The following is a 17,402-nucleotide window of genomic DNA, read 5'->3' on the forward strand; positions in this document are numbered from 1 at the left end:
GCGGCATCCACTCCGTATGACCCGGGAGCAACATCATGATTGACGCCAACCCGAACAGCACGTTTCGGCACCTGCCGCTCACAGTCGAACAAGACGCGGAAATTCGTCACTACATCAAGCGGAAAAGTCAAAAAGGCGAACCATGGGACACGCCGGAGTTGGCGACGATGCTTCGGGACATGCTCGATCCGCCTCCGAACGACGACGAAGAGCCTGAGGCCGATATCGAAGAAACGAAATTGGCTTGCGAGTATGCATTGGCGTCGGTCGACGAAGCGATGGAATCCGTTTCCGCAAGCGAAGCGCGACAGGCAGTGATGGAAAGCGAGGAGATGAAGCGGCCGTGAATGTAGCGCGCCGCGATGGCCGAAGCAGCGGCGTTACCGTTCCTCAAGTTCAGCCAAATTGAGCGGCCAGCCATTCCTCCACCCACTTCGTTGCATACGCAACTGCATCGTCACGCACATCGAAGCCGGCCAGGTCGCCGCTGACGTGCACTTCTCTCTCGTCGCCGTCCTCCAGAATCGTGATGATTCTCGCGTGCGCGATGAATTCTCCGTCAGCCCTGCGCGGCGTCGGATCGATTCGGAACCGCGTCGAATTGATGAGCATTTGCCACCCCTCCGTGGCCGGTTGCACGCGAGCCGTGCTGCGGCAGAAGCCGCGCATGAACGCGCGTCGGACCTTGAGCATTGAACCGTATCGCGGCATGAACGGGAACACGTAGCTGACCGTCAACGCGAACGCGAGCCTCGTACCGGTTAATCAACCTCTACGAGCAAGCAGAAGTTCAGTGCGCCCATCGGTGACCACGACGTTCGATCGCGGCCACGACAACACTGATCACATGGCGGGCAACACTCGCGTCGGTCATGCCCGCGTCGAGGTACTGGCGAACCTTCATGCTCTGCGATTGACGGGAGCCGTTCTCGTTGTCCATCACGAAAACGTTGGCACTCCCGGCATCAGCCATCAGCACAACGTGAATCGTCTTGCCGCACGCAATCGCTTGCATATTCAGGGTCACCATGGACGAGCCCGGTTCGAGTCATTGGGATCTCAAGTATGCTCGTCAACATCCAGTCGTATTCGCCTATAAACCCCTCCTTTCCGGTCGTTTCATCGGCGATTCGTACCCTGTGAGCACATTCGGCTTATATGCACGGCTGCATCGGCTCGATATCGTGGTTCGTGCGGACGTTCATGCATGGAACGTCTCACGAGCCCCGTTTCCAACCGGCACGCTAGGTCCGTCTGACATACCGCTCCGACACGACCGAGCGCTGCTGGATCCATGCGACGGCAAGCTCCAGCGCTTCATTGCGCGCCGCCTGCGCATCGGCGAAGTCCCCATCGACGCCGAGCGTGCGTGTTTCGCCGGCACGGTCGGTGACGATGGCCGATGCCGCGTAGCGGCCACCGCCGGTGGCGGTTACCACCGGCCGGACCTCGCAGCCGTGATACTCGATGACGTTGTCCGTTTGCATACGACACCTCCTGCAGTGCATCGCCTGAGCGCGGGCCATACGATGTGGGCTGTCGCTGCCGCAAGCCCGACGCGCGACGAAAAGCTTGTCGTTGAGATCGCGCAGTCAATCACGCAGCGCGTCCAGTAGCCGCCTCCCTGCTTCATCATCCGCCGTTGTCAGTAGTCTGCCGGCTGCGGCGTGGTGTGCCGCTCGGGTGCAGCGCATCGAGGAACGTTTTGCCCTTCTCGGTCAGGTAGGCGCGGCGTGCGCCTGCGGCGCAATGTTCGAGCATCACCAGTTGGCGCTCCAATAGGGCATCGAGCTCGGCGCGATTCATGTCGATCTGGTCCGGCGCCTGGCGAACCAGCATCAAGGTCGCAAATTCGTGCGGGCTGAGCATTTTGGTCTCCCATAAGACATCGTCCCAATGCAGGGGCACGGTGCAGAAAAGCGACGCGTGGTGCAGGCCGTATGGAACGGCGCCGCCGCCATGCGCCGCCGCGCACTCGCGCGACGAAGCGCGCCGGCGAGCCGGTGTCGTCGAGACAGCCGGCGCCGAGGGTGCGTGTCGCGTACGTTGGCGGCTTGCACACGTCGCTGATCGTCAGCGCCCCTGGTCAAGCGGTCCATCGGTCGCTGCCGGTCGAGCGCCGCCAGCGATCGCGGTGATCTCGACGCTGTCGTCGGTGCGGCCGATGTGGAGAAAAGAGTTCGTAGCGCATCGCGCGCAGGCGCGCGGGAAAGCCAGCCAGGACGCTGGCCATCTGCCGGTGCAGGCGGTCGAATTCGCCCAGCAGATTTGTGCTGAAGAAAAGATCGCTCATGACTGGCTCCTTGAAACCGGAGGCCTCTCACGAAGAACGAACCGGACCACGCGCTCCAGTTCGCCCGTCCGTGGAAAAGCGCCGCCGACAAACAAATCGAAACACGCAGCGCTTATCGCGACTGCCTGAGCGATGCATAAAATAGCGCAAGCAACGGAAATTTCAAGAGGCCCTGCAACATGTCATCCGGGAGGCTTCATGGTCCTTTTCGATATGCTTCGGGAACAGATGGACAGCGTGCGCATGCCGCTCTTTGCCGTCACGGTCACGGCGGCCGCCGAGGTCAATACTCCGCTCTTCGCGATACTCCACTGGCATGGATTCCGGCGCGCGACACCGCTCGCGCTCCCCGGCGTCGAGATTCCGCCACGGCCGGTTCCGGGCTCGGCTTTCCAGATCGATGCACCCTGGCATAGCTTCGAGCACGTGGAGGCCATGCTGCTCGATGCCGCGTGGCAATCCGGCGCATGGGACGTGGAGCGCGTCGAGCGGCGCGGCTGCAACGTGATTGGCGCGAGCGCTGCCGAAGCGCTCGCGTGCCGTCAGGCGTTCGGCGACTATGGCGAGCACGCGGCCGACCCCTCGCAGCTTCTCGTTGACGAAACCGATCGCGACGAGCTGATGCAGCTTGCCGCGCGCCGGGGCTACGTGCGCTGGCTGTTCCGGCCCGTCACGGGCGGCGTGTGGCGCACGCTCGACGAGCCGGACGACACGCTCGACGCCGACGGCGGACGCGAGCCGCCCTGCCCCGTGCCGCCTGAGCCGCGTCGCGCGAATGGGCGCGGCCGCACGGTTTACCGCCTCGGTACGGTCCGCCGCATCCCGCTGCCACGCTGAAACAATTTGTTACAAAGAGGCGTTTTGACGCCTCTTGAAGGGCGCGATGGGCGCCTCTATTTCGCTATCCGCCAGACAGTGGTGCGGCTGCCCGGCGGCGACTCTTACGTGTGAGGACGCCCGGCAACCGGATTCCTTTTTCGTGAACCTTCAATCGCTCAGGAGATGAGAATGCAGATTCGTCCCCTCTACGACCGGGTAATCGTCAAGCGAATCGAGACGCAGCGGACGACGGCCTCGGGCATCGTGATTCCCGACTCGGCCGCGGAAAAGCCCGAGCAGGGTGAAGTCGTCGCGGTCGGCAGCGGCCGGCTGCTGCAGGATGGAACGCTGCGCGCGCTCCAGGTGAAAGTCGGTGACCAGGTTCTCTTCGGCAAATACGCAGGCCAGACCGTCAAGGTCGATGGCGACGAACTCCTCGTCATGCGTGAGGAAGACGTGATGGGTGTCCTCGAGTCCGATACCGGCGCGTCCCGCAAGGCCGCCTGAGATCCTGATCCGGTCGCGAACGCCCGACGGGCCGTTCGCGCCGCGTTGAGTCAACGACTACTATCCGGAGCAACAACATGAGTGCAAAAGACGTCAAATTCCATGACAGCGCCCGCGCCCGCATCGTCAAGGGCGTGAACGTGCTCGCCGATGCGGTGAAAGTGACGCTCGGGCCGAAAGGCCGCAACGTGGTGATCGAGCGCAGCTTCGGCGCGCCCACCATCACGAAGGATGGCGTGTCGGTCGCGAAGGAAATCGAGCTGAAGGACCGCTTCGAAAACATGGGCGCGCAGATCGTCAAGCAGGTCGCATCGAAGACGGCCGATGTGGCCGGCGACGGCACGACCACGGCCACCGTGCTCGCGCAGGCGATCGTGCAGGAAGGTATGAAGCACGTGGCCGCCGGCATGAATCCGATGGACCTCAAGCGCGGCATCGACAAGGCCGTGGCCGCCGTGCTCGACGAGCTGCGCAAACTGTCGAAGCCGATTTCCACGAACCGCGAGATCGCGCAGGTGGGGTCGATCTCGGCGAACGCCGACGAGGCGATCGGCAAGATCATCGCCGACGCGATGGAAAAGGTCGGCAAGGAAGGCGTCATCACGGTCGAGGACGGCAAGTCGCTCGAGAACGAGCTGGATGTGGTCGAAGGGATGCAGTTCGACCGCGGCTACGTCAGCCCGTACTTCATCAACGATCCGGAGAAGCAAGCGGCGTATCTGGACGACGCGCTGATCCTGTTGCACGACAAAAAGATCTCGAACATCCGCGATCTGCTGCCGGTTCTCGAGGCCACCTCGAAGGCCGGCAAGCCGCTGCTGATCGTCGCGGAAGACATCGACGGGGAAGCGCTGGCCACGCTCGTGGTCAACGCGATGCGGGGCATCCTGAAGGTCGCGGCCGTCAAGGCGCCCGGTTTCGGCGACCGGCGCAAGGCCATGCTGGAGGACATCGCGATCCTCACCGGCGCGACCGTCATCTCCGAAGAAACCGGCAAGCAACTGCAGAAGGCGTCGCTCGAAGATCTTGGCAGTGCGAAACGCGTCGAAGTCCGCAAGGAAGACACGATCATCATCGACGGCGCGGGCGACCAGGAGCGCATCGAGGCGCGTGTGAAGTCGATCCGTACGCAGATCGAGGAAACCACGAGCGACTACGATCGCGAGAAGCTGCAGGAACGCGTGGCGAAGCTCGCCGGCGGCGTGGCCGTGATCAAGGTGGGCGCTGCCACCGAAGTCGAGATGAAGGAGAAAAAGGACCGCGTCGACGATGCGCTGCACGCCACGCGCGCGGCGGTCGAGGAAGGTATCGTGCCGGGTGGTGGCGTGGCGCTCCTGCGCGCGCGTTCGACGGCGACGAGCCTGAAAGGCGCCAACAGCGATCAGGACGCCGGCATCCAGATCGTGCTGCGCGCGCTCGAGGCACCGCTGCGCGTGATCGCGTCGAATGCCGGGGACGAGCCTTCGGTCGTCATCGCGAAGGTGCTCGAAGGCAAGGGCAACTTCGGCTATAACGCGGCCACCGGCGAGTATGGCGATCTGGTCGAGGCCGGCGTGGTCGATCCGACCAAGGTCACGCGTACGGCACTGCAGAACGCCGCATCGATTGCCGGGCTGATTCTGACGACGGATGCAACGGTTGCCGATGCGCCGAAGGACGAAAAGCCTGCGCAGGCGCCCGCGCCGGAGCTCGAGTACTGACCTGCGGGTCTTGCACGCGCCGGCTGACAGTCGCGGCCGGCGCAATGCGTTCGGCGCCGCAAGTCGTTCCCGTCATGCGGCGCCGCTTTTTGTGGTGGAGCGGCAATGAAACTGAAGCTGAACATCGATTCGAAACCGCTGGACGTCGATATCGACGACGTCGTGGCTGGACTGCTGGCGGTCCGCTTGAACCTGCCCGCCAACGCCGATCACCAGGACGCGATCACCCGTTATCTCAGCGAGAAGGGCGCGCCCTGGATACTCGACGAGGAACACATGCGCCGGCGCATCCTGCGCCGACTGATTCTGGATATCGCTGATCCGGCACTCGTGATTCGTCATCTGATGGCGGACGAGTGAACCGGGCGCGTCGGTTCCGACGCGCGGTGCGTTACATCAGCCGATATCGATCGTGCGGCTCGCGAACTTGGCCGGCTCCGATTTCGGCACGGTCAACGTGAGGACGCCGTTGTCGAACTTTGCCAACGTGTGCTCGGGGTCGGCGTTTTCCGGCATCGGAATCGTGCGCGTGAAGCTTCCATGCGCGCGCTCCAGCCGGTAGCAGCCGTTTTCCTCACTGTGCACATCCTGCTTTTTCTCGCCGCGCAGCACGATTGCCCCATCCTCGACGCTCACCTTCAGATCGTCGCGCTCCATGCCGGGCAGTTCGGCGGTCACGCGCAGCACCGGCCCTTCGTCGACGACGTCGATGCGCGGCTGGAAACGCGATGAACTGAAGTCGCCGAACCAGCGCTCGAGCGCGCCGCGGCCGGCAAACGGGTCATGAAAGAAGTCCTCCATCGCACCCCATGATTCGCGCGAGAACAGGCGCGAAATGTCTGGCCACGACGCGCGCCATTGCTCGCTGGCCGACGCGTTTTCCGGGCCTTGCGCATCAGACTTGCGGGCAGCGCCGCGAAGAAACTTGAAGGGGTTCCATTTTTTCGGATCGGTGTTCATGGCGTGCTCCGATTCAGCTTCAACTGGTTTGAGCCGCGGGCAGCGCAGCGGGTACCGAGCGAGGCACCCCGTGCTGCACCGCGGCAGCCGACGCATCAGCTCGTCTTGATTTCGATGCGTCGTGGACGCGCTTCGTCGCGGCGCGGGATCGTCAGTTTCAGCACGCCATCCTGGAGGCTCGCCTCGATCCTGGACGTGTCGAAGTCGGCCGACAGCGTGAACGTGCGCGCGAAATGCGGCTCACGGATCTCGGCATGCTGCACCCGCAGGTTTTGCGGCGTCGGCACCATTGCCTCGGCCTCGATCAGCAGGCTGCTGTCGTGAACCTTGACGTCGAGCTTGTCCTTCGTGACGCCGGGCAAATCGGCCCACAGCGTGACGCCCTGGCTGTCCTCGTAGACGTCGACGGCCGGCACGAGTGTCACGCGACGCACCGGCTGTTCGGTGCCGCGACGGGCGACGGCAGACGAATCCCGTTCGGCCAGTTGGGTAGTGTCTTTCATGATCGGCTCCTCGTATTACTGGACGGTGATGGCGCGCGGCTTGGACGATTCGCGCTTGCCGATGCTGATCGATAGACAGCCGTTTTCGTAGCGCGCCTGAACCTTGTCGGGGTCGGCGGTTTCGGGCAGCTCGATGACGCGCCGGAACATCCCGCTAAAGCGCTCCTGCGCATACGTGCGCCGCTCGCTGTCCGTGTCGGGCTGGGACGATTTGCGCTCGCCGCTGATGGTCAAGAGCCCCTTGTCGATCGACACGTCGAACGCGCCGGCCTCGACGCCGGGCGCGAATGCGACGATCTCGATCGAATCGTCTGTCGCGCCGATATTGACCTGCGGGAACGTGCCGAAACGGCTCGCGCGGATGCTGGACGGGAAACCGCCGAAGAGTTGCGCCATCTGCTGCTGCAGGCGGTCGAACTCGCTGAAGAGGTCGGTTCCGAAGTAGAGATCGCTCATGATCACATCCTCCTCGATGCAGCATGGAGGCGAACGGGCCTACGCGCTCCAGTTCGCCTGCCACCTTGCTGGCAAACAAATCGAAACACGCAGCGCGCGGAGTGAAGCGGCCCGCGCGTCTGCCTGAGCGAAACTTAAGATAGGTATTCTGCGGAAAATTTCAAGGGGATGGTGGGCCGTTTTTTGCGTCCGGATTTCTGCGTCGGCGCCTGTGCGCGTCGGGCCGGCACCCTTTCTTCCGACCATTATCCGGGCCAGATCTCAGCGGGCATTCGGTCGCACCGATGAGTCCGCACGCAAAGCGAAGAAACCTCAGCCCCAGCTCGAATTCAACATGACGCTGCACAGATCGACTCGGACGAATCCCGGATCCTTGTGCGCGAGGAAGTCATCGTTGAAGGTGCCGAACGTCGTGCCCGGGCGATGCTTCATCCCGTCGTAGAACGCATCGATCATCTTGTGGGCAAAGTCGGCGCCGCGCGGATAGGCGTCGACCACCGCGGCGCGTTGTTCGTCGGTGAACTGCTCGAAGCCGCGCCCTGCCACGTCCATTCCCGCTCCGGCTTGTACCAGCGCGATTTCTCCATGCATGTGCTCCGGAATGCCCGGCGTCGTGTGGAGCGCCACCGCTGTCCACACCCTCTCGATGTCTGCCTCGCTGATCCGATGGCTTCGCAGGAAATCGCGCGCCGCATTGGCGCCGTCCACTTCGAAGCGAAGCTGGCTTTCGTGATAGATCGACGTCAACCCGATGTCATGAAACATGGCCGCAACGTAGAGCAACTCGCGATCGAACGCGATGTTGTTTCGTGCGCCGAGCAGCGCACCCCACAGGTAGACGCGAGTCGAGTGGTTGAACAGCAAATCGCCCTCGGTATCCCGAATGAGTTGCGTGACCTCGCGGGCCAGTTGGCTGTCCGGGATCACGGCGTTGATCGATCCATTCGTCTGCACGGTATCTTCCTTCATCTGTTCGCTGGATTTCGTGTGGCTCGCGTGCCCATCGCGTAGGATTCGGGCCGGGACCGATTGGCTGCGCCCACGGAGAAAAGCTACGCTTCTCTCGGGGCATGCAACAGTCCCAAGATCGACACATTCGAATGCACCATCGACACATGACGACGCTTTCCATTGGCCTGGATCACTCCAGACGCACGTCGCTGTCCGCGCAGATCTACAGCGCGATCCGCGACGCGATCGAGTCCGGCAAGCTTGCTTCGGGCGCGCGGCTGCCTTCCTGGTCGGATCTGGCCGCCCAGCTCGGCGTATCGCGGGGCACCGTACGCGCCGCTTACGAGCGTCTGATCGACGAGCAATTCGCGATCGGCCTCGGCGCGGCCGGCACGCGGGTAGCAGAGCGTCCCGCCGTGCCGATCGCGGCCGGCTGGTCGCCGGAAGCGCCGCCCCTGCCGGATCTGTTCGACGCGTTCGGCGCGACGCCTCGCGCGTTTCAAATGGGCGTGCCGTCACAGGACGCGTTTCCGTTCAAGCTGTGGTCGCGCATCCTGGCGCGTGCGGCGCGCCGGGCATCCGCGGCACCGGTCGGCTACCCCGATCCGCGCGGCGAACCGGACTTGCGCCGGGAAATCGCCGCCTATCTGGGTGTCGCCCGCGGTCTTCGTTGCAGTCCGTCGCAGGTGTTCGTCACGGCCGGTTTCTCAGGCGCACTGAGCCTCGCGATTCGCGGGCTCGGAATCGAAGGCCGGCAAGCATGGATCGAAGACCCCGGCTTTCCGCTCACGCGTACCGCGCTCGGGCTGGCTGGCATGACCGTGACGGCCGTGCCGGTGGACGCCGACGGCCTCGATGTGGAGGGAGGCATCCGGCAGGCGAAGGAAGCGGCGCTTGCCGTGGTCACGCCCGGCCAGCAGGCACCGCTCGGGATGACGATGTCGCTCCCTCGGCGGATTGCACTGCTCGCCTGGGCCCGAGAAAACGATGCGTGGATCATCGAAGACGACTATCTGAGCGAGCTGCAACTGAGCGGCCGGGCAGCGCCCGCGCTTGCGTCGATCGATCAGGAGGGACGGGTTCTGCACGTCGGCAGTTTCAGCAAGACGATCAGCCCGGCGCTGCGTCTTGGCTTTCTCGTGGTGCCGCCGCACATGACGCGTCGCTTCGGCGATATCGCGGCGTGCCTCGCGCCCGCGCCGGCGGCGTGCATCCAGCATGCCGTCACCGAGTTCATGCAGGACGGGCACTATCTTCGCCATTTACGTCGTATGAAACGTCTCTACGCATCGCACCGGGAGGCTCTGCTTAGTTGTCTGAAGGAACTGGGCTCGAACGCGATCAAGATCCAGGCGACTGCCGGCATGGCGGTGGTAACGACGCTGCCCGCGGAGGTGTCGGATGTCGATATCGCGTTGCGGGCACGCGCGTTCGGGCTGGCTCCGGTGCCGCTTTCGCCGTGGTACACGGGCACGCCGCGGCCACAGGGTTTGCTGCTCGGCGTGACGAACCTGACCGAACGAACCCTTGCCGCCGACTGTGCGCGCCTGCTGGAGCTCGTTCGCCCGGGCCACTGACGGCACGGCAAGCGCGGCGCCGCCATTGCGTCTTGGTACAACGAAAATGTTCATTCCTGGTGCTTTCCGGTGTCCGCTTCCAACACCACAATGGGCGAACATCAACGAGCCAGACGACCATGAACATTCAGTCCATTGCAGCTGCCGCCTGCACCAGCCTCGCCTTGTGCAGCGCGGTGCCGGCCGCGGCACACGGCGCCGGTGAAACCGTCACGCCGAACTTCCAGCATGCGATTCCCAACATTCCGGGCAAGTCGCTGACCGCCGTCGTCGTCGACTACGCACCCGGCGCCGCATCACCGGCGCACCGGCATGCAGGCTCGGCTTTCATCTATGCGTACGTCGTGTCGGGCGACATCGAGTCTCAGGTGAACGACGGCCCGAAGCGCGTCTATCACGCCGGAGAAAGCTTCTTCGAGGAGCCCGGCGCCGTTCATCGCGTGAGCCGCAATGCGAGCGAATCGCGGCCCGCCAGATTGCTCGCGGTATTCGTCGCGGACAGCAACGACACGGTCCTGACCACCCCGGTCAAGTAAATCCCCTTCATCAAGGAGTTACGTCATGAGCAAGCGTCTCGATTACAACCAGATTGCGCCCGCGGGCGTGAAGGCCCTGGGCGGCGTGTATGGTTACGTCATGCAGAGCGGGCTGTCGCCGGTTCTCGTCGACCTCGTCTACCTTCGCGTGTCGCAGATCAATAACTGCGCGTACTGCCTCGACATGCACACGCGCGACCTGGTGAAGAAAGGCGTGAAGGTTGAAAAGCTGGCGCTGGTGCAGGCGTGGCGGGAAGCCGGCAATCTGTTCGACGAACGCGAGCGCGCCGCGCTGGCATGGGCCGAGTCGGTCACGCTGGTCGCGGCGACCGGTGTACCGGACGACGCCTACGAGGCGGCGCGCGCCGTATTCGATGAACGCGAGATCGTCGACCTCACGATTGCGGTCAGCCTGATGAACACCTACAACCGTATGGCGATCAGCTTCCGCAATACGCCGCAGGCCGTGCTGGAGCAGTAATGTTGGCCGCGATGTAAAGGCCGACAGTCGAAAGTCGATAGTCGCAGGATGCCCGTCATCCTGCCGTTCTCTCTACAACAACGACAATTGGCCCGACGCGGTTGCGCGAGCGTCGTGTTCGCTTTCCTGTGCCGGTGGGCCCGGGCGATCCGCGGACGGCATGTTTCCATTGCGCGCCGCATTCCCACCGCCCGGCTGATACTTGCGCGCCCATGCGATGCCAAGCACATCGGAGGAGAACACAACACCCGGCGCAATCTGAACAAGCTCGCTCATTGGCGGCGCTTCCTAGGCGGACTGAATGTCGAAGTGAGCAGCGGCATAGCGCGCACTGCAATTCCACACTTCAGCGGCATTCCGGGTGAAGGTGGCCCATCCATTCTCGACGATCAACTCGGCGTCCGGAAATACGTCGCCGTGTCCCATCGCCCTGGCCGCAAAGATCGTCCGCTCGCGGCACGTCGCCCGGTATTTTCCATCGGGGAGCGTTGACGGCATCGGACTCAACCGTCGACTTCCTTCACTGCTCGATCAAAAACCGGTCACGGTTCTTCGCGCCTGCAATCCAATGCGGCGGCTTGCCGCGCCCGCTCCACGTCGCGCCCGTTTTCGGATCGCGATACTTCGGTGCGACCGGCGCGCGGGTGGCGCCCGACGAAGCGGCACGACGTCGCCCGAAAAGCTGGTCGGGCGTGATGCCATATTCGGCAATCTGCTCACGCATCGTCGCGATAAGGCTTTCCAGTTCGGCGAGTCGCGCTGCTTCCGCTTTCTGTGCCAGCGCTTCTGCCTGTGCTTTGAGTTCGAGGTAGGTAGCCATGGATATGAAAGGATTCCTTGAAATGTGGGAAGTGGCTCAACAGCCCTTTATGTCGTCGCGAAAGGCCGTCGACTACACCGTCGGCATTATATTCGCGACATTGACGACAATCGATAGCGATCGATTTCCGCAGTATGCCCTATCGTCTTTATATAAATCAAACTGAAAACCGGAAGCGGCGTCGTAGTTTTATAGGAATATCCGTTTTCGCGCCGCGCAAACGATCGGGTCGCGGGGTGTCCACGGCCGGAGATTGCGAGGATTGCAACGAAACGGATTACGATGACGACGCGTGAATTGGACCGGTTCTAGGTCATTCAGCGGCGGATTGGAGACGCAAGCCGTGGCGTGCAACGCAACGGCTTGAATTGACGACGCGAGAGGCTGGCCGGCTGATGGGCCGGCTGCCGGAATGCGGACTTCAAGATTTCGTATCGGGACAGTGTGCCAACCTCGTCACTGTCCCAAGCCGAGAAGCCGCTTATTCGCGCGATCGCGCGATCGTGCTTTCGTCGCGCCTATCCGCATCAAGGTGCGGCGATCAGCGCCTGGACCAGATTGGCGGCCATCGGGCGCCCGAGGCCGGTCACGTAGTCGTATCCGGTGGTCGCGGTGCAAAGCGTGCCGCACGCGCCGTTCGAGCCGCTGACAATGTCGCGGAAGTTCGTCGCGGAGGCGCTCGACGCGAGCCCGTACAGCACGGTGTGGATCGCGCCCACTGCGTTCAACGTCGTCTTGCCGCGCGCGACGCGCACGCTGTTCGCAATCGCGATCAACGCAGACCATTGCGGTGCGCCCGCGCTCGTGCCGCCGACGACGAACCAGCCGCGCTGCCCCGCATAGCCGTACGAATCGTAGACCGCGAAGCCGGACGCCGGGTCGGCGTGATAGGCGACGTCGGGCACGCCGTGCAGCCCGACGCTATCCGACGGTATCCCGAGATTCGACTGATACGTCGGCTCCGGCTCGATGGCGCTCTGTCCGCCGCCGCTGCCCGCCCACGCCGTTTCGCCCGCATAGGCGCCGCCCGCATCGGTCGCGATCGACGTGCCGCCGACGCTCAGCACATACGGCGACGCGGCCGGATAGTCGATCCCATTGCCGCCGTCGCCGGACCCGGCGACGAACGACACGCCGTTCGCGCTGGCGAACTGTCCATCGAATTGCGTTTCGGCCAGGAATTCGGGGGTGCCCCAGCTGATCGACACGACCTTCGCGCCGGGGCCGGCGGGAGCCGGCGTCGTCGCGAGCGCGATCGCGCTCATCAGGTCGTCGAGCGAACTCGATGCGGCTTCGACCAGCACGATCCGCGCATTCGGTGCGATCGCATGCGCCCACTGCACGTCGAGCGAGCTCTCGAGCGCCCACAACGCGTCGGGTGGCGGCGGACGCTTGTCCGGGGTCGCGTAGATCTTCGTGAAGCAGCGCGGGGACGCGCACGGCGGCAGGCCGAACGTGCTGCTGAACGATCGCAGGTCCGCTTCGACGTTCGGGTTGTCGTACGCATCGACGATCGCGATGACCTGATCGTCGCCGCCGTAGCCGCGCGCCGGCAATTGATCGAACCCGTAGAAACTGCGGATCCGCTGCGGCGACAGCCCGACCGGGTTCCGTTTCGCGGGCCCGTGCAGATGGAGCGGCGGCCGCGCGAACGCGTGCGGGGCCCGCGGCGCGTGCTGCGCGAACGACACACCGAACGTGAGCGCGACGCTCGCCGAGACGAGCGTGCGCAGCGCACGCATGAACGAAGCTCGTTTCATGGTGTTTCCCGGTTGGCAAGCAAGCCGACGTGCATCAATGCGCCTTCGCGCTCGTGAACGACAGCGACTTGCCCGTGCCCGCGATGACCAGCCAGTTGTTCGGATCGGTGATCACGACCGTCGCGCTGCCGCTTTGCACGCTCGGCATCTGATAGGTGCTCTTCGGCAGCAGCCAGGTCATGTCCTGCAGGCTCGTCGGATGCGTCGCGCTGAATGTCCAGCCGGTGCCGGTATCGGTCGCCGTCCAGTTCACCAGTAGACGGCGCCGGTCGAACTGCGTGAGCTGGTCCATCGTGAACCACTTGAACTGGCCGGTCGCCGCAAGCGATGCTGCATATCCGAGCATCGTCGTGACGACGGTCGGATACCACGACGCGCCCAGCGGGTGCATGTAGATCAGCCGGCTCGTGCGGTTCGCGACGACGAAATCCATCAGCGACTGATACCAGTTCTGCACGTCTGTCGTCGGCACCGCGAACTGCTGGAACTCTTCGAACGTCGCATACTTGCCGAACGGCATCACCGGAAACGCCCAGACGCCCGGGTTCAGCAGCGAACCGTTGCGATACGCACGCGTTTGCGCATTGCCGGTATGGCCGGTGAAGTAGTAGCCCGAATAGCCGTTCGCTTCGAGCCAGTTCACTACCCACGTCGGCGTGTTGCCTTCCGGCGCCGCCCATTCGACGTCCGGCTTTCCGGTGACCGACTGCACCGCATTGTGGTTCAGCACCAGATATTGCGTGAACGTGCTCGCGTTGGTTTCGCTGGCGTTCGCCCCCCAGTAGTCGTGCGCCCAGCCGCCGTGGCTGCCGATCTTGTGCCCGCGCTTGAGCAGGAACGACATCAGCTGCTTCGCCGGCGTATTGTTCGTCAGGTTGATCCCGAGACCGTCGCCGATCATCACGTCATCCGGGCCGGCCGTCACGACGATCGAGTACGGGCCGCTGTTCCAGACACCGTAATTCTTCAGGTACTGCGCCGGCTGGATCTGGTCCGCCGCGCAGAAGTGCCAGTTCAGCACCATCCCAGCCTGGGCGCGCGGCTGCAGCGACAGATGCGGCATCGGCACGATGTTCGTCGTGAAGTAACGCAGGAAGCCGTGGATCGGCATGCCGTCGGTTTGTCCGTCGAGATAGGCGAGCGGCAGGTTGACGAACATCACGCCACCGTTTCCGTACGGCTGATAGCCGGCGACGAGACCGAAGTTCGGCGAGGTCAGCAGCGTCGTGCCGGTATACGTGCCTTGCGTGACGTAGCTCGGATAGGACAGGAAACCGTATACGTAGCCGGAAATTCCTTCGAGCACGTCCGTCGTCACGGAGGGCGACGCGGTCACGAGCGACGTCGCGCCATTCACCGACGACAGCTTCGTCGAGGTCGGCGAATACGATCCGGATTTGACCTTGCCGCCCTTCCACACGCGCCCGAGATTCAGCGGCACGCCGGTCATGCGGCCGTTATTCATCTGGTACGTGAAGTGCGCCTGATGGTTGTAACCGGCGAGGCCGCCCGCGTTCGACGGGCTCGGCTGCAGGAAGAGCTGCTGATCCGTCGTCGAGCCGGTCGAGGCAATCGACGCGGTTGCGGCCAATGCCGTTGCGGCGGTCGTCGAGCCGGACCACGCCATGGACTTCCCGGGCGGAACCTGCAGCGCGCGCAACGTGCTGCCCATCCCGGTCACCGGGCCGAGGCCGATCATGCTGCCGCCGAGCGTGTCGTAGAGCACGTAGTTGACGCCGGCCATCGAGCTGAAGCGCGATTGCCCGGGCGGATAGAAGCCGGTTGCGTTCAGTACGCCGAAGTCATAGACGAGCATCACGCGCCCGCCGTTGAGCGCATAGTTCTGGATGGCGGTCACGAGGGTATCGTCGGCGACCGTATGTACCTGGTCCGGGAGGATGAGCCCCTGGTACTGCTGCAGCGACGTGCCGCCCTGCTTGAATTGCGTGTCGCTGATGAGCGAGATCTGCAGCCCTTCCTCCGACGCGGAATCGAGCCACGCGGACACACGCGGGTCGGGCAGCGTGAAGTTGTCCGGCAGCAGCAACAGCAACTGGTTCGACAGGGCGTTTGCCCGTCCGGGCGCGAACGTCATCACGCAAACGGTGAAGACGATCAGAAAGGCTCGTAGGGTGCGAATTGAGTTGGCCAACATTATGCTCTCCCGGCGGAGGTGTGATGACTGCCGATGTCCAGCACGTTGCTGCCGGCGCGTTCCGCATCGCGTGCGTGCGGCCGGCGTGGGCCGTGTGGCGCCATCGGCTGGCGGCGAGCGAATGTGCTGCGTTTCGAACGCGTCACCGGCGGCGCATGCGCATCGATTCGTCGGACGATCACGAATGCGCGGCGACCCTCGTTCCCACCACAACCGGTGAAGCTAACAACGTGCCAGTCTCGCCATCGCTCTGCCGGGACAGCGGGCGGCCTTGCCAAGCACCGCGCACGGGAAAAATCGCGCCAAAAACGTTACAGCGTCGATACGGCGTACCGGATCGCGCAATGGAACGAAGCCGGCGGGAAGCGTCGCGATGGACGATGCGATCCGTTGGTGCGGCGTCGCACGGACGCGCGTCGCGCGCCGCGGCCCGGCGCGATCGCTACCGGCATGGGCCGGACATCGGCGGGGGGGCCAGGACATCGACGGAAAATGATTCTGACGTGTAACGCCGTGCTGACAGCCGGGTGCCTCCGGTCATCGGAAGCCCCGACACTGCGTCATGCCAGCGGCAGGGATGCGCCCCGCGAGCTCCACCCCCCCCTCGCGGTCCCCGTCAAACCGCGTTCGGCGCCGCCCTTCCGTCAAGCACCGCGGCGACGTTATCGAGCGCGGCAAACCCCATCTGGTCGCGCGTCTCGATCGTCGCGCTGGCCATGTGCGGCGACAGAAACACGCTATCGAGCGCGGCGAAACGCGGATCGATATCGGGCTCGTTCCGATAGACGTCCAGCCCCGCGCCGAACAACCGCTGCGACTTCAACGCGTCGTAAAGCGCATCCTCGTCGACCAGACTCCCGCGCGCCGCGTTGACGAACACCGCACCGTCGCGCATCAGGCCGAACGCGCGGCGCGTCATCAACGGCGTGCCGCCGCCCGGCACGTGCAGCGTGACAATGTCGCACTGCGGCAGCAGCGTATCGAGATCCGCGCAATAGCGCGCGCCCGCCTCGACCTCGGGCGGTGCCGGCCGCCTGTCGGTATAGACGATCTTCATCCCGAAGCCGCGTGCGCGCTGGGCGACCGCGCGGCCGATCCGGCCAAAGCCGACGATCCCGAGCGTCTTGCCGTTCACGCGCGTGCCGAGCATGTCGGTCATGCCGAACGACTTGCCCCACCCCGCGCGCACGATGCGCTCGTACTCCGATGCACGCCGGCACGCGGCGAGAATCAGCAGCATCGTGAAATCGGCCGTGCAGTCGGTCAGCGCGTCGGGCGCATTGCTGACCACGATTCCGCGCTCGCGTGCGGCGGCCACATCCAGGTGGTCGTAGCCGGCGCTCGCGTTCGCGATGATCTTCACGCTCGGCGGCAATGCCGCGATGTGCTCGGCCTGCAGCCCCGATTTCTTGCCGATCAGCACGGCCGGCGTCGCGTAGCGATTGCAGAACTCGACGACGGACGGCGCATCCATGTCGGCGTCCGTCACGTACGCATGGAATTCGGCTTCGGCACGGGCGGCCACGGCGGCGGGAACCCGTCGCGCTACCAGCAGGCGGGGGGAATTGTTGTCAGGCATGGTCTCGTCCTTGGGTCGGAAAACGGAGCACAGCCTACGAAGCGCGCTCGGCGCGGGTCAATATTGATTGATTCAATCAACGTGTCCGCGCGGCATCGCGCTGCCGGCTTCCTCGGCGGGTTCCGGTTTCGGCGCATCATGCGCATCCCCCATCGCAGGCCCGTGGACGACGTGCCCGCGAACTCAGGAAAACCCTGACGCCGCCCCGTCGCGACGGGGCACTTGATATTGATTGAAAGAATCAAGATTGCTGGGGAATCGCCGCCGCGCAATGCTTTTTGCATGTTCAACGGACGGAAGACGAG

22 protein-coding genes are annotated in these 17,402 nt (G+C 64.2%); 9 read left to right on the forward strand and 13 right to left on the reverse strand.

Going from position 1 to position 17,402, the window contains the following annotated elements; genetic code table 11:
• The first annotated feature begins 35 nt into the window (after positions 1-35).
• Positions 36-347: a hypothetical protein gene (locus ABIC50_RS11315; RefSeq protein WP_354163856.1), complete on the forward strand. Its 312-nt coding sequence runs from the start codon at positions 36-38 to the stop codon at positions 345-347.
• A gap of 49 nt (positions 348-396) precedes the next feature.
• On the opposite strand, the gene ABIC50_RS11320 is transcribed toward ABIC50_RS11315, so the two are convergent.
• From ABIC50_RS11320 to ABIC50_RS11340, 5 genes are all read right to left on the reverse strand, one after another.
• Entirely contained in the window at positions 397-612 is a 216-nt protein-coding gene (locus ABIC50_RS11320; RefSeq protein ID WP_354164460.1) for a hypothetical protein, read from the reverse strand.
• Between the two features lie 178 nt (positions 613-790).
• The gene (locus ABIC50_RS11325) at positions 791-1,030 is read right to left on the reverse strand and encodes a hypothetical protein (protein ID WP_011661267.1); all 240 of its coding nucleotides are present in this window, start codon (positions 1,028-1,030) and stop codon (positions 791-793) included.
• 214 nt (positions 1,031-1,244) lie between these two features.
• Positions 1,245-1,487 (reverse strand): hypothetical protein, encoded by a 243-nt coding sequence (locus ABIC50_RS11330; protein WP_175679394.1) that lies wholly within the window; start codon positions 1,485-1,487, stop codon positions 1,245-1,247.
• Between the two features lie 145 nt (positions 1,488-1,632).
• Positions 1,633-1,869: a hypothetical protein gene (locus ABIC50_RS11335; protein ID WP_354163858.1), complete on the reverse strand. Its 237-nt coding sequence runs from the start codon at positions 1,867-1,869 to the stop codon at positions 1,633-1,635.
• A gap of 217 nt (positions 1,870-2,086) precedes the next feature.
• Positions 2,087-2,293, reverse strand: coding sequence for a hypothetical protein (locus ABIC50_RS11340; protein WP_354163859.1), 207 nt, complete (start codon positions 2,291-2,293; stop codon positions 2,087-2,089).
• A 198-nt stretch (positions 2,294-2,491) separates the two neighbouring features.
• Between ABIC50_RS11340 and ABIC50_RS11345 the strand changes: the two genes are divergently transcribed.
• The 4 genes from ABIC50_RS11345 (at position 2,492) to ABIC50_RS11360 (ending at position 5,679) form a co-directional block, all read left to right on the forward strand.
• The gene (locus tag ABIC50_RS11345; protein WP_354164463.1) at positions 2,492-3,130 is read left to right on the forward strand and encodes a diguanylate cyclase; all 639 of its coding nucleotides are present in this window, start codon (positions 2,492-2,494) and stop codon (positions 3,128-3,130) included.
• Positions 3,131-3,301: 171 nt separating this feature from the next.
• Positions 3,302-3,619, forward strand: coding sequence for a co-chaperone GroES (locus tag ABIC50_RS11350; RefSeq protein WP_006759515.1), 318 nt, complete (start codon positions 3,302-3,304; stop codon positions 3,617-3,619).
• A 77-nt stretch (positions 3,620-3,696) separates the two neighbouring features.
• On the forward strand, positions 3,697-5,319 hold the full coding sequence (gene groL / locus ABIC50_RS11355; RefSeq protein WP_126224667.1) for a chaperonin GroEL: 1,623 nt from the start codon (positions 3,697-3,699) through the stop codon (positions 5,317-5,319).
• A gap of 105 nt (positions 5,320-5,424) precedes the next feature.
• Positions 5,425-5,679, forward strand: coding sequence for a hypothetical protein (locus ABIC50_RS11360; protein WP_011661262.1), 255 nt, complete (start codon positions 5,425-5,427; stop codon positions 5,677-5,679).
• Between the two features lie 36 nt (positions 5,680-5,715).
• Here ABIC50_RS11360 and ABIC50_RS11365 read toward each other — a convergent pair whose 3' ends face one another.
• The 4 genes from ABIC50_RS11365 to ABIC50_RS11380 all read right to left on the reverse strand — a co-directional run bounded on the left by ABIC50_RS11365 (position 5,716) and on the right by ABIC50_RS11380 (position 8,207).
• Positions 5,716-6,279: an Hsp20/alpha crystallin family protein gene (locus ABIC50_RS11365; protein WP_354164465.1), complete on the reverse strand. Its 564-nt coding sequence runs from the start codon at positions 6,277-6,279 to the stop codon at positions 5,716-5,718.
• A 95-nt stretch (positions 6,280-6,374) separates the two neighbouring features.
• Positions 6,375-6,782 carry an Hsp20/alpha crystallin family protein gene (locus tag ABIC50_RS11370; protein ID WP_105787986.1) on the reverse strand — a complete coding sequence of 136 codons (408 nt, stop codon included), beginning with the start codon at positions 6,780-6,782 and terminating at the stop codon, positions 6,375-6,377.
• 15 nt (positions 6,783-6,797) lie between these two features.
• On the reverse strand, positions 6,798-7,238 hold the full coding sequence (locus ABIC50_RS11375; protein ID WP_006751146.1) for an Hsp20/alpha crystallin family protein: 441 nt from the start codon (positions 7,236-7,238) through the stop codon (positions 6,798-6,800).
• A gap of 312 nt (positions 7,239-7,550) precedes the next feature.
• A complete protein-coding gene (locus ABIC50_RS11380) occupies positions 7,551-8,207 on the reverse strand; it encodes an HD domain-containing protein (protein WP_354163861.1) in 657 nt (218 codons plus the stop codon).
• A gap of 146 nt (positions 8,208-8,353) precedes the next feature.
• Here ABIC50_RS11380 and pdxR point away from each other — a divergent pair, with 146 nt between their 5' ends.
• The 4 genes from pdxR to ABIC50_RS11400 all read left to right on the forward strand — a co-directional run bounded on the left by pdxR (position 8,354) and on the right by ABIC50_RS11400 (position 11,275).
• A complete protein-coding gene (gene pdxR, locus ABIC50_RS11385) occupies positions 8,354-9,766 on the forward strand; it encodes a MocR-like pyridoxine biosynthesis transcription factor PdxR (RefSeq protein WP_354163863.1) in 1,413 nt (470 codons plus the stop codon).
• A gap of 119 nt (positions 9,767-9,885) precedes the next feature.
• Complete coding sequence (locus ABIC50_RS11390) at positions 9,886-10,302, forward strand: cupin domain-containing protein (RefSeq protein ID WP_175743144.1); 417 nt, start codon at positions 9,886-9,888, stop codon at positions 10,300-10,302.
• Between the two features lie 25 nt (positions 10,303-10,327).
• A complete protein-coding gene (locus ABIC50_RS11395) occupies positions 10,328-10,783 on the forward strand; it encodes a carboxymuconolactone decarboxylase family protein (protein WP_354163865.1) in 456 nt (151 codons plus the stop codon).
• A 48-nt stretch (positions 10,784-10,831) separates the two neighbouring features.
• Positions 10,832-11,275: a hypothetical protein gene (locus ABIC50_RS11400; protein WP_354163867.1), complete on the forward strand. Its 444-nt coding sequence runs from the start codon at positions 10,832-10,834 to the stop codon at positions 11,273-11,275.
• A 28-nt stretch (positions 11,276-11,303) separates the two neighbouring features.
• Here ABIC50_RS11400 and ABIC50_RS11405 read toward each other — a convergent pair whose 3' ends face one another.
• From ABIC50_RS11405 to ABIC50_RS11420, 4 genes are all read right to left on the reverse strand, one after another.
• On the reverse strand, positions 11,304-11,603 hold the full coding sequence (locus ABIC50_RS11405; RefSeq protein WP_011661253.1) for an H-NS histone family protein: 300 nt from the start codon (positions 11,601-11,603) through the stop codon (positions 11,304-11,306).
• A gap of 527 nt (positions 11,604-12,130) precedes the next feature.
• Positions 12,131-13,363, reverse strand: coding sequence for a S53 family peptidase (locus ABIC50_RS11410; protein WP_354163869.1), 1,233 nt, complete (start codon positions 13,361-13,363; stop codon positions 12,131-12,133).
• Positions 13,364-13,397: 34 nt separating this feature from the next.
• A complete protein-coding gene (locus tag ABIC50_RS11415; protein ID WP_354163871.1) occupies positions 13,398-15,518 on the reverse strand; it encodes a polysaccharide deacetylase family protein in 2,121 nt (706 codons plus the stop codon).
• Between the two features lie 616 nt (positions 15,519-16,134).
• Positions 16,135-17,097, reverse strand: coding sequence for a 2-hydroxyacid dehydrogenase (locus ABIC50_RS11420; protein WP_354163873.1), 963 nt, complete (start codon positions 17,095-17,097; stop codon positions 16,135-16,137).
• Positions 17,098-17,402 lie beyond the last annotated feature (305 nt).

Origin of the sequence: Burkholderia sp. 567 (assembly GCF_040545115.1) — a bacterium.
Taxonomy (GTDB): Bacteria; Pseudomonadota; Gammaproteobacteria; order Burkholderiales; family Burkholderiaceae; genus Burkholderia; species Burkholderia ambifaria.

Excerpts from the sequence above, each read along its gene's own strand:
- ABIC50_RS11350 (WP_006759515.1), top strand. The coding sequence starts at position 3,302 with ATGCAGATTCGTCCCCTCTACGACCGGGTAATCGTCAAGCGAATCGAG.
- ABIC50_RS11335 (WP_354163858.1), bottom strand. The coding sequence starts at position 1,869 with ATGCTCAGCCCGCACGAATTTGCGACCTTGATGCTGGTTCGCCAGGCG.
- ABIC50_RS11365 (WP_354164465.1), bottom strand. The coding sequence starts at position 6,279 with ATGAACACCGATCCGAAAAAATGGAACCCCTTCAAGTTTCTTCGCGGC.
- ABIC50_RS11370 (WP_105787986.1), bottom strand. The coding sequence starts at position 6,782 with ATGAAAGACACTACCCAACTGGCCGAACGGGATTCGTCTGCCGTCGCC.
- ABIC50_RS11325 (WP_011661267.1), bottom strand. The coding sequence starts at position 1,030 with ATGGTGACCCTGAATATGCAAGCGATTGCGTGCGGCAAGACGATTCAC.
- ABIC50_RS11360 (WP_011661262.1), top strand. The coding sequence starts at position 5,425 with ATGAAACTGAAGCTGAACATCGATTCGAAACCGCTGGACGTCGATATC.
- ABIC50_RS11330 (WP_175679394.1), bottom strand. The coding sequence starts at position 1,487 with ATGCAAACGGACAACGTCATCGAGTATCACGGCTGCGAGGTCCGGCCG.
- ABIC50_RS11410 (WP_354163869.1), bottom strand. The coding sequence starts at position 13,363 with ATGAAACGAGCTTCGTTCATGCGTGCGCTGCGCACGCTCGTCTCGGCG.
- ABIC50_RS11420 (WP_354163873.1), bottom strand. The coding sequence starts at position 17,097 with ATGCCTGACAACAATTCCCCCCGCCTGCTGGTAGCGCGACGGGTTCCC.
- ABIC50_RS11380 (WP_354163861.1), bottom strand. The coding sequence starts at position 8,207 with ATGAAGGAAGATACCGTGCAGACGAATGGATCGATCAACGCCGTGATC.
- ABIC50_RS11345 (WP_354164463.1), top strand. The coding sequence starts at position 2,492 with ATGGTCCTTTTCGATATGCTTCGGGAACAGATGGACAGCGTGCGCATG.
- ABIC50_RS11400 (WP_354163867.1), top strand. The coding sequence starts at position 10,832 with ATGCCCGTCATCCTGCCGTTCTCTCTACAACAACGACAATTGGCCCGA.
- groL (WP_126224667.1), top strand. The coding sequence starts at position 3,697 with ATGAGTGCAAAAGACGTCAAATTCCATGACAGCGCCCGCGCCCGCATC.
- pdxR (WP_354163863.1), top strand. The coding sequence starts at position 8,354 with ATGACGACGCTTTCCATTGGCCTGGATCACTCCAGACGCACGTCGCTG.
- ABIC50_RS11415 (WP_354163871.1), bottom strand. The coding sequence starts at position 15,518 with ATGTTGGCCAACTCAATTCGCACCCTACGAGCCTTTCTGATCGTCTTC.
- ABIC50_RS11390 (WP_175743144.1), top strand. The coding sequence starts at position 9,886 with ATGAACATTCAGTCCATTGCAGCTGCCGCCTGCACCAGCCTCGCCTTG.
- ABIC50_RS11315 (WP_354163856.1), top strand. The coding sequence starts at position 36 with ATGATTGACGCCAACCCGAACAGCACGTTTCGGCACCTGCCGCTCACA.
- ABIC50_RS11320 (WP_354164460.1), bottom strand. The coding sequence starts at position 612 with ATGCTCATCAATTCGACGCGGTTCCGAATCGATCCGACGCCGCGCAGG.
- ABIC50_RS11340 (WP_354163859.1), bottom strand. The coding sequence starts at position 2,293 with ATGAGCGATCTTTTCTTCAGCACAAATCTGCTGGGCGAATTCGACCGC.
- ABIC50_RS11375 (WP_006751146.1), bottom strand. The coding sequence starts at position 7,238 with ATGAGCGATCTCTACTTCGGAACCGACCTCTTCAGCGAGTTCGACCGC.
- ABIC50_RS11405 (WP_011661253.1), bottom strand. The coding sequence starts at position 11,603 with ATGGCTACCTACCTCGAACTCAAAGCACAGGCAGAAGCGCTGGCACAG.
- ABIC50_RS11395 (WP_354163865.1), top strand. The coding sequence starts at position 10,328 with ATGAGCAAGCGTCTCGATTACAACCAGATTGCGCCCGCGGGCGTGAAG.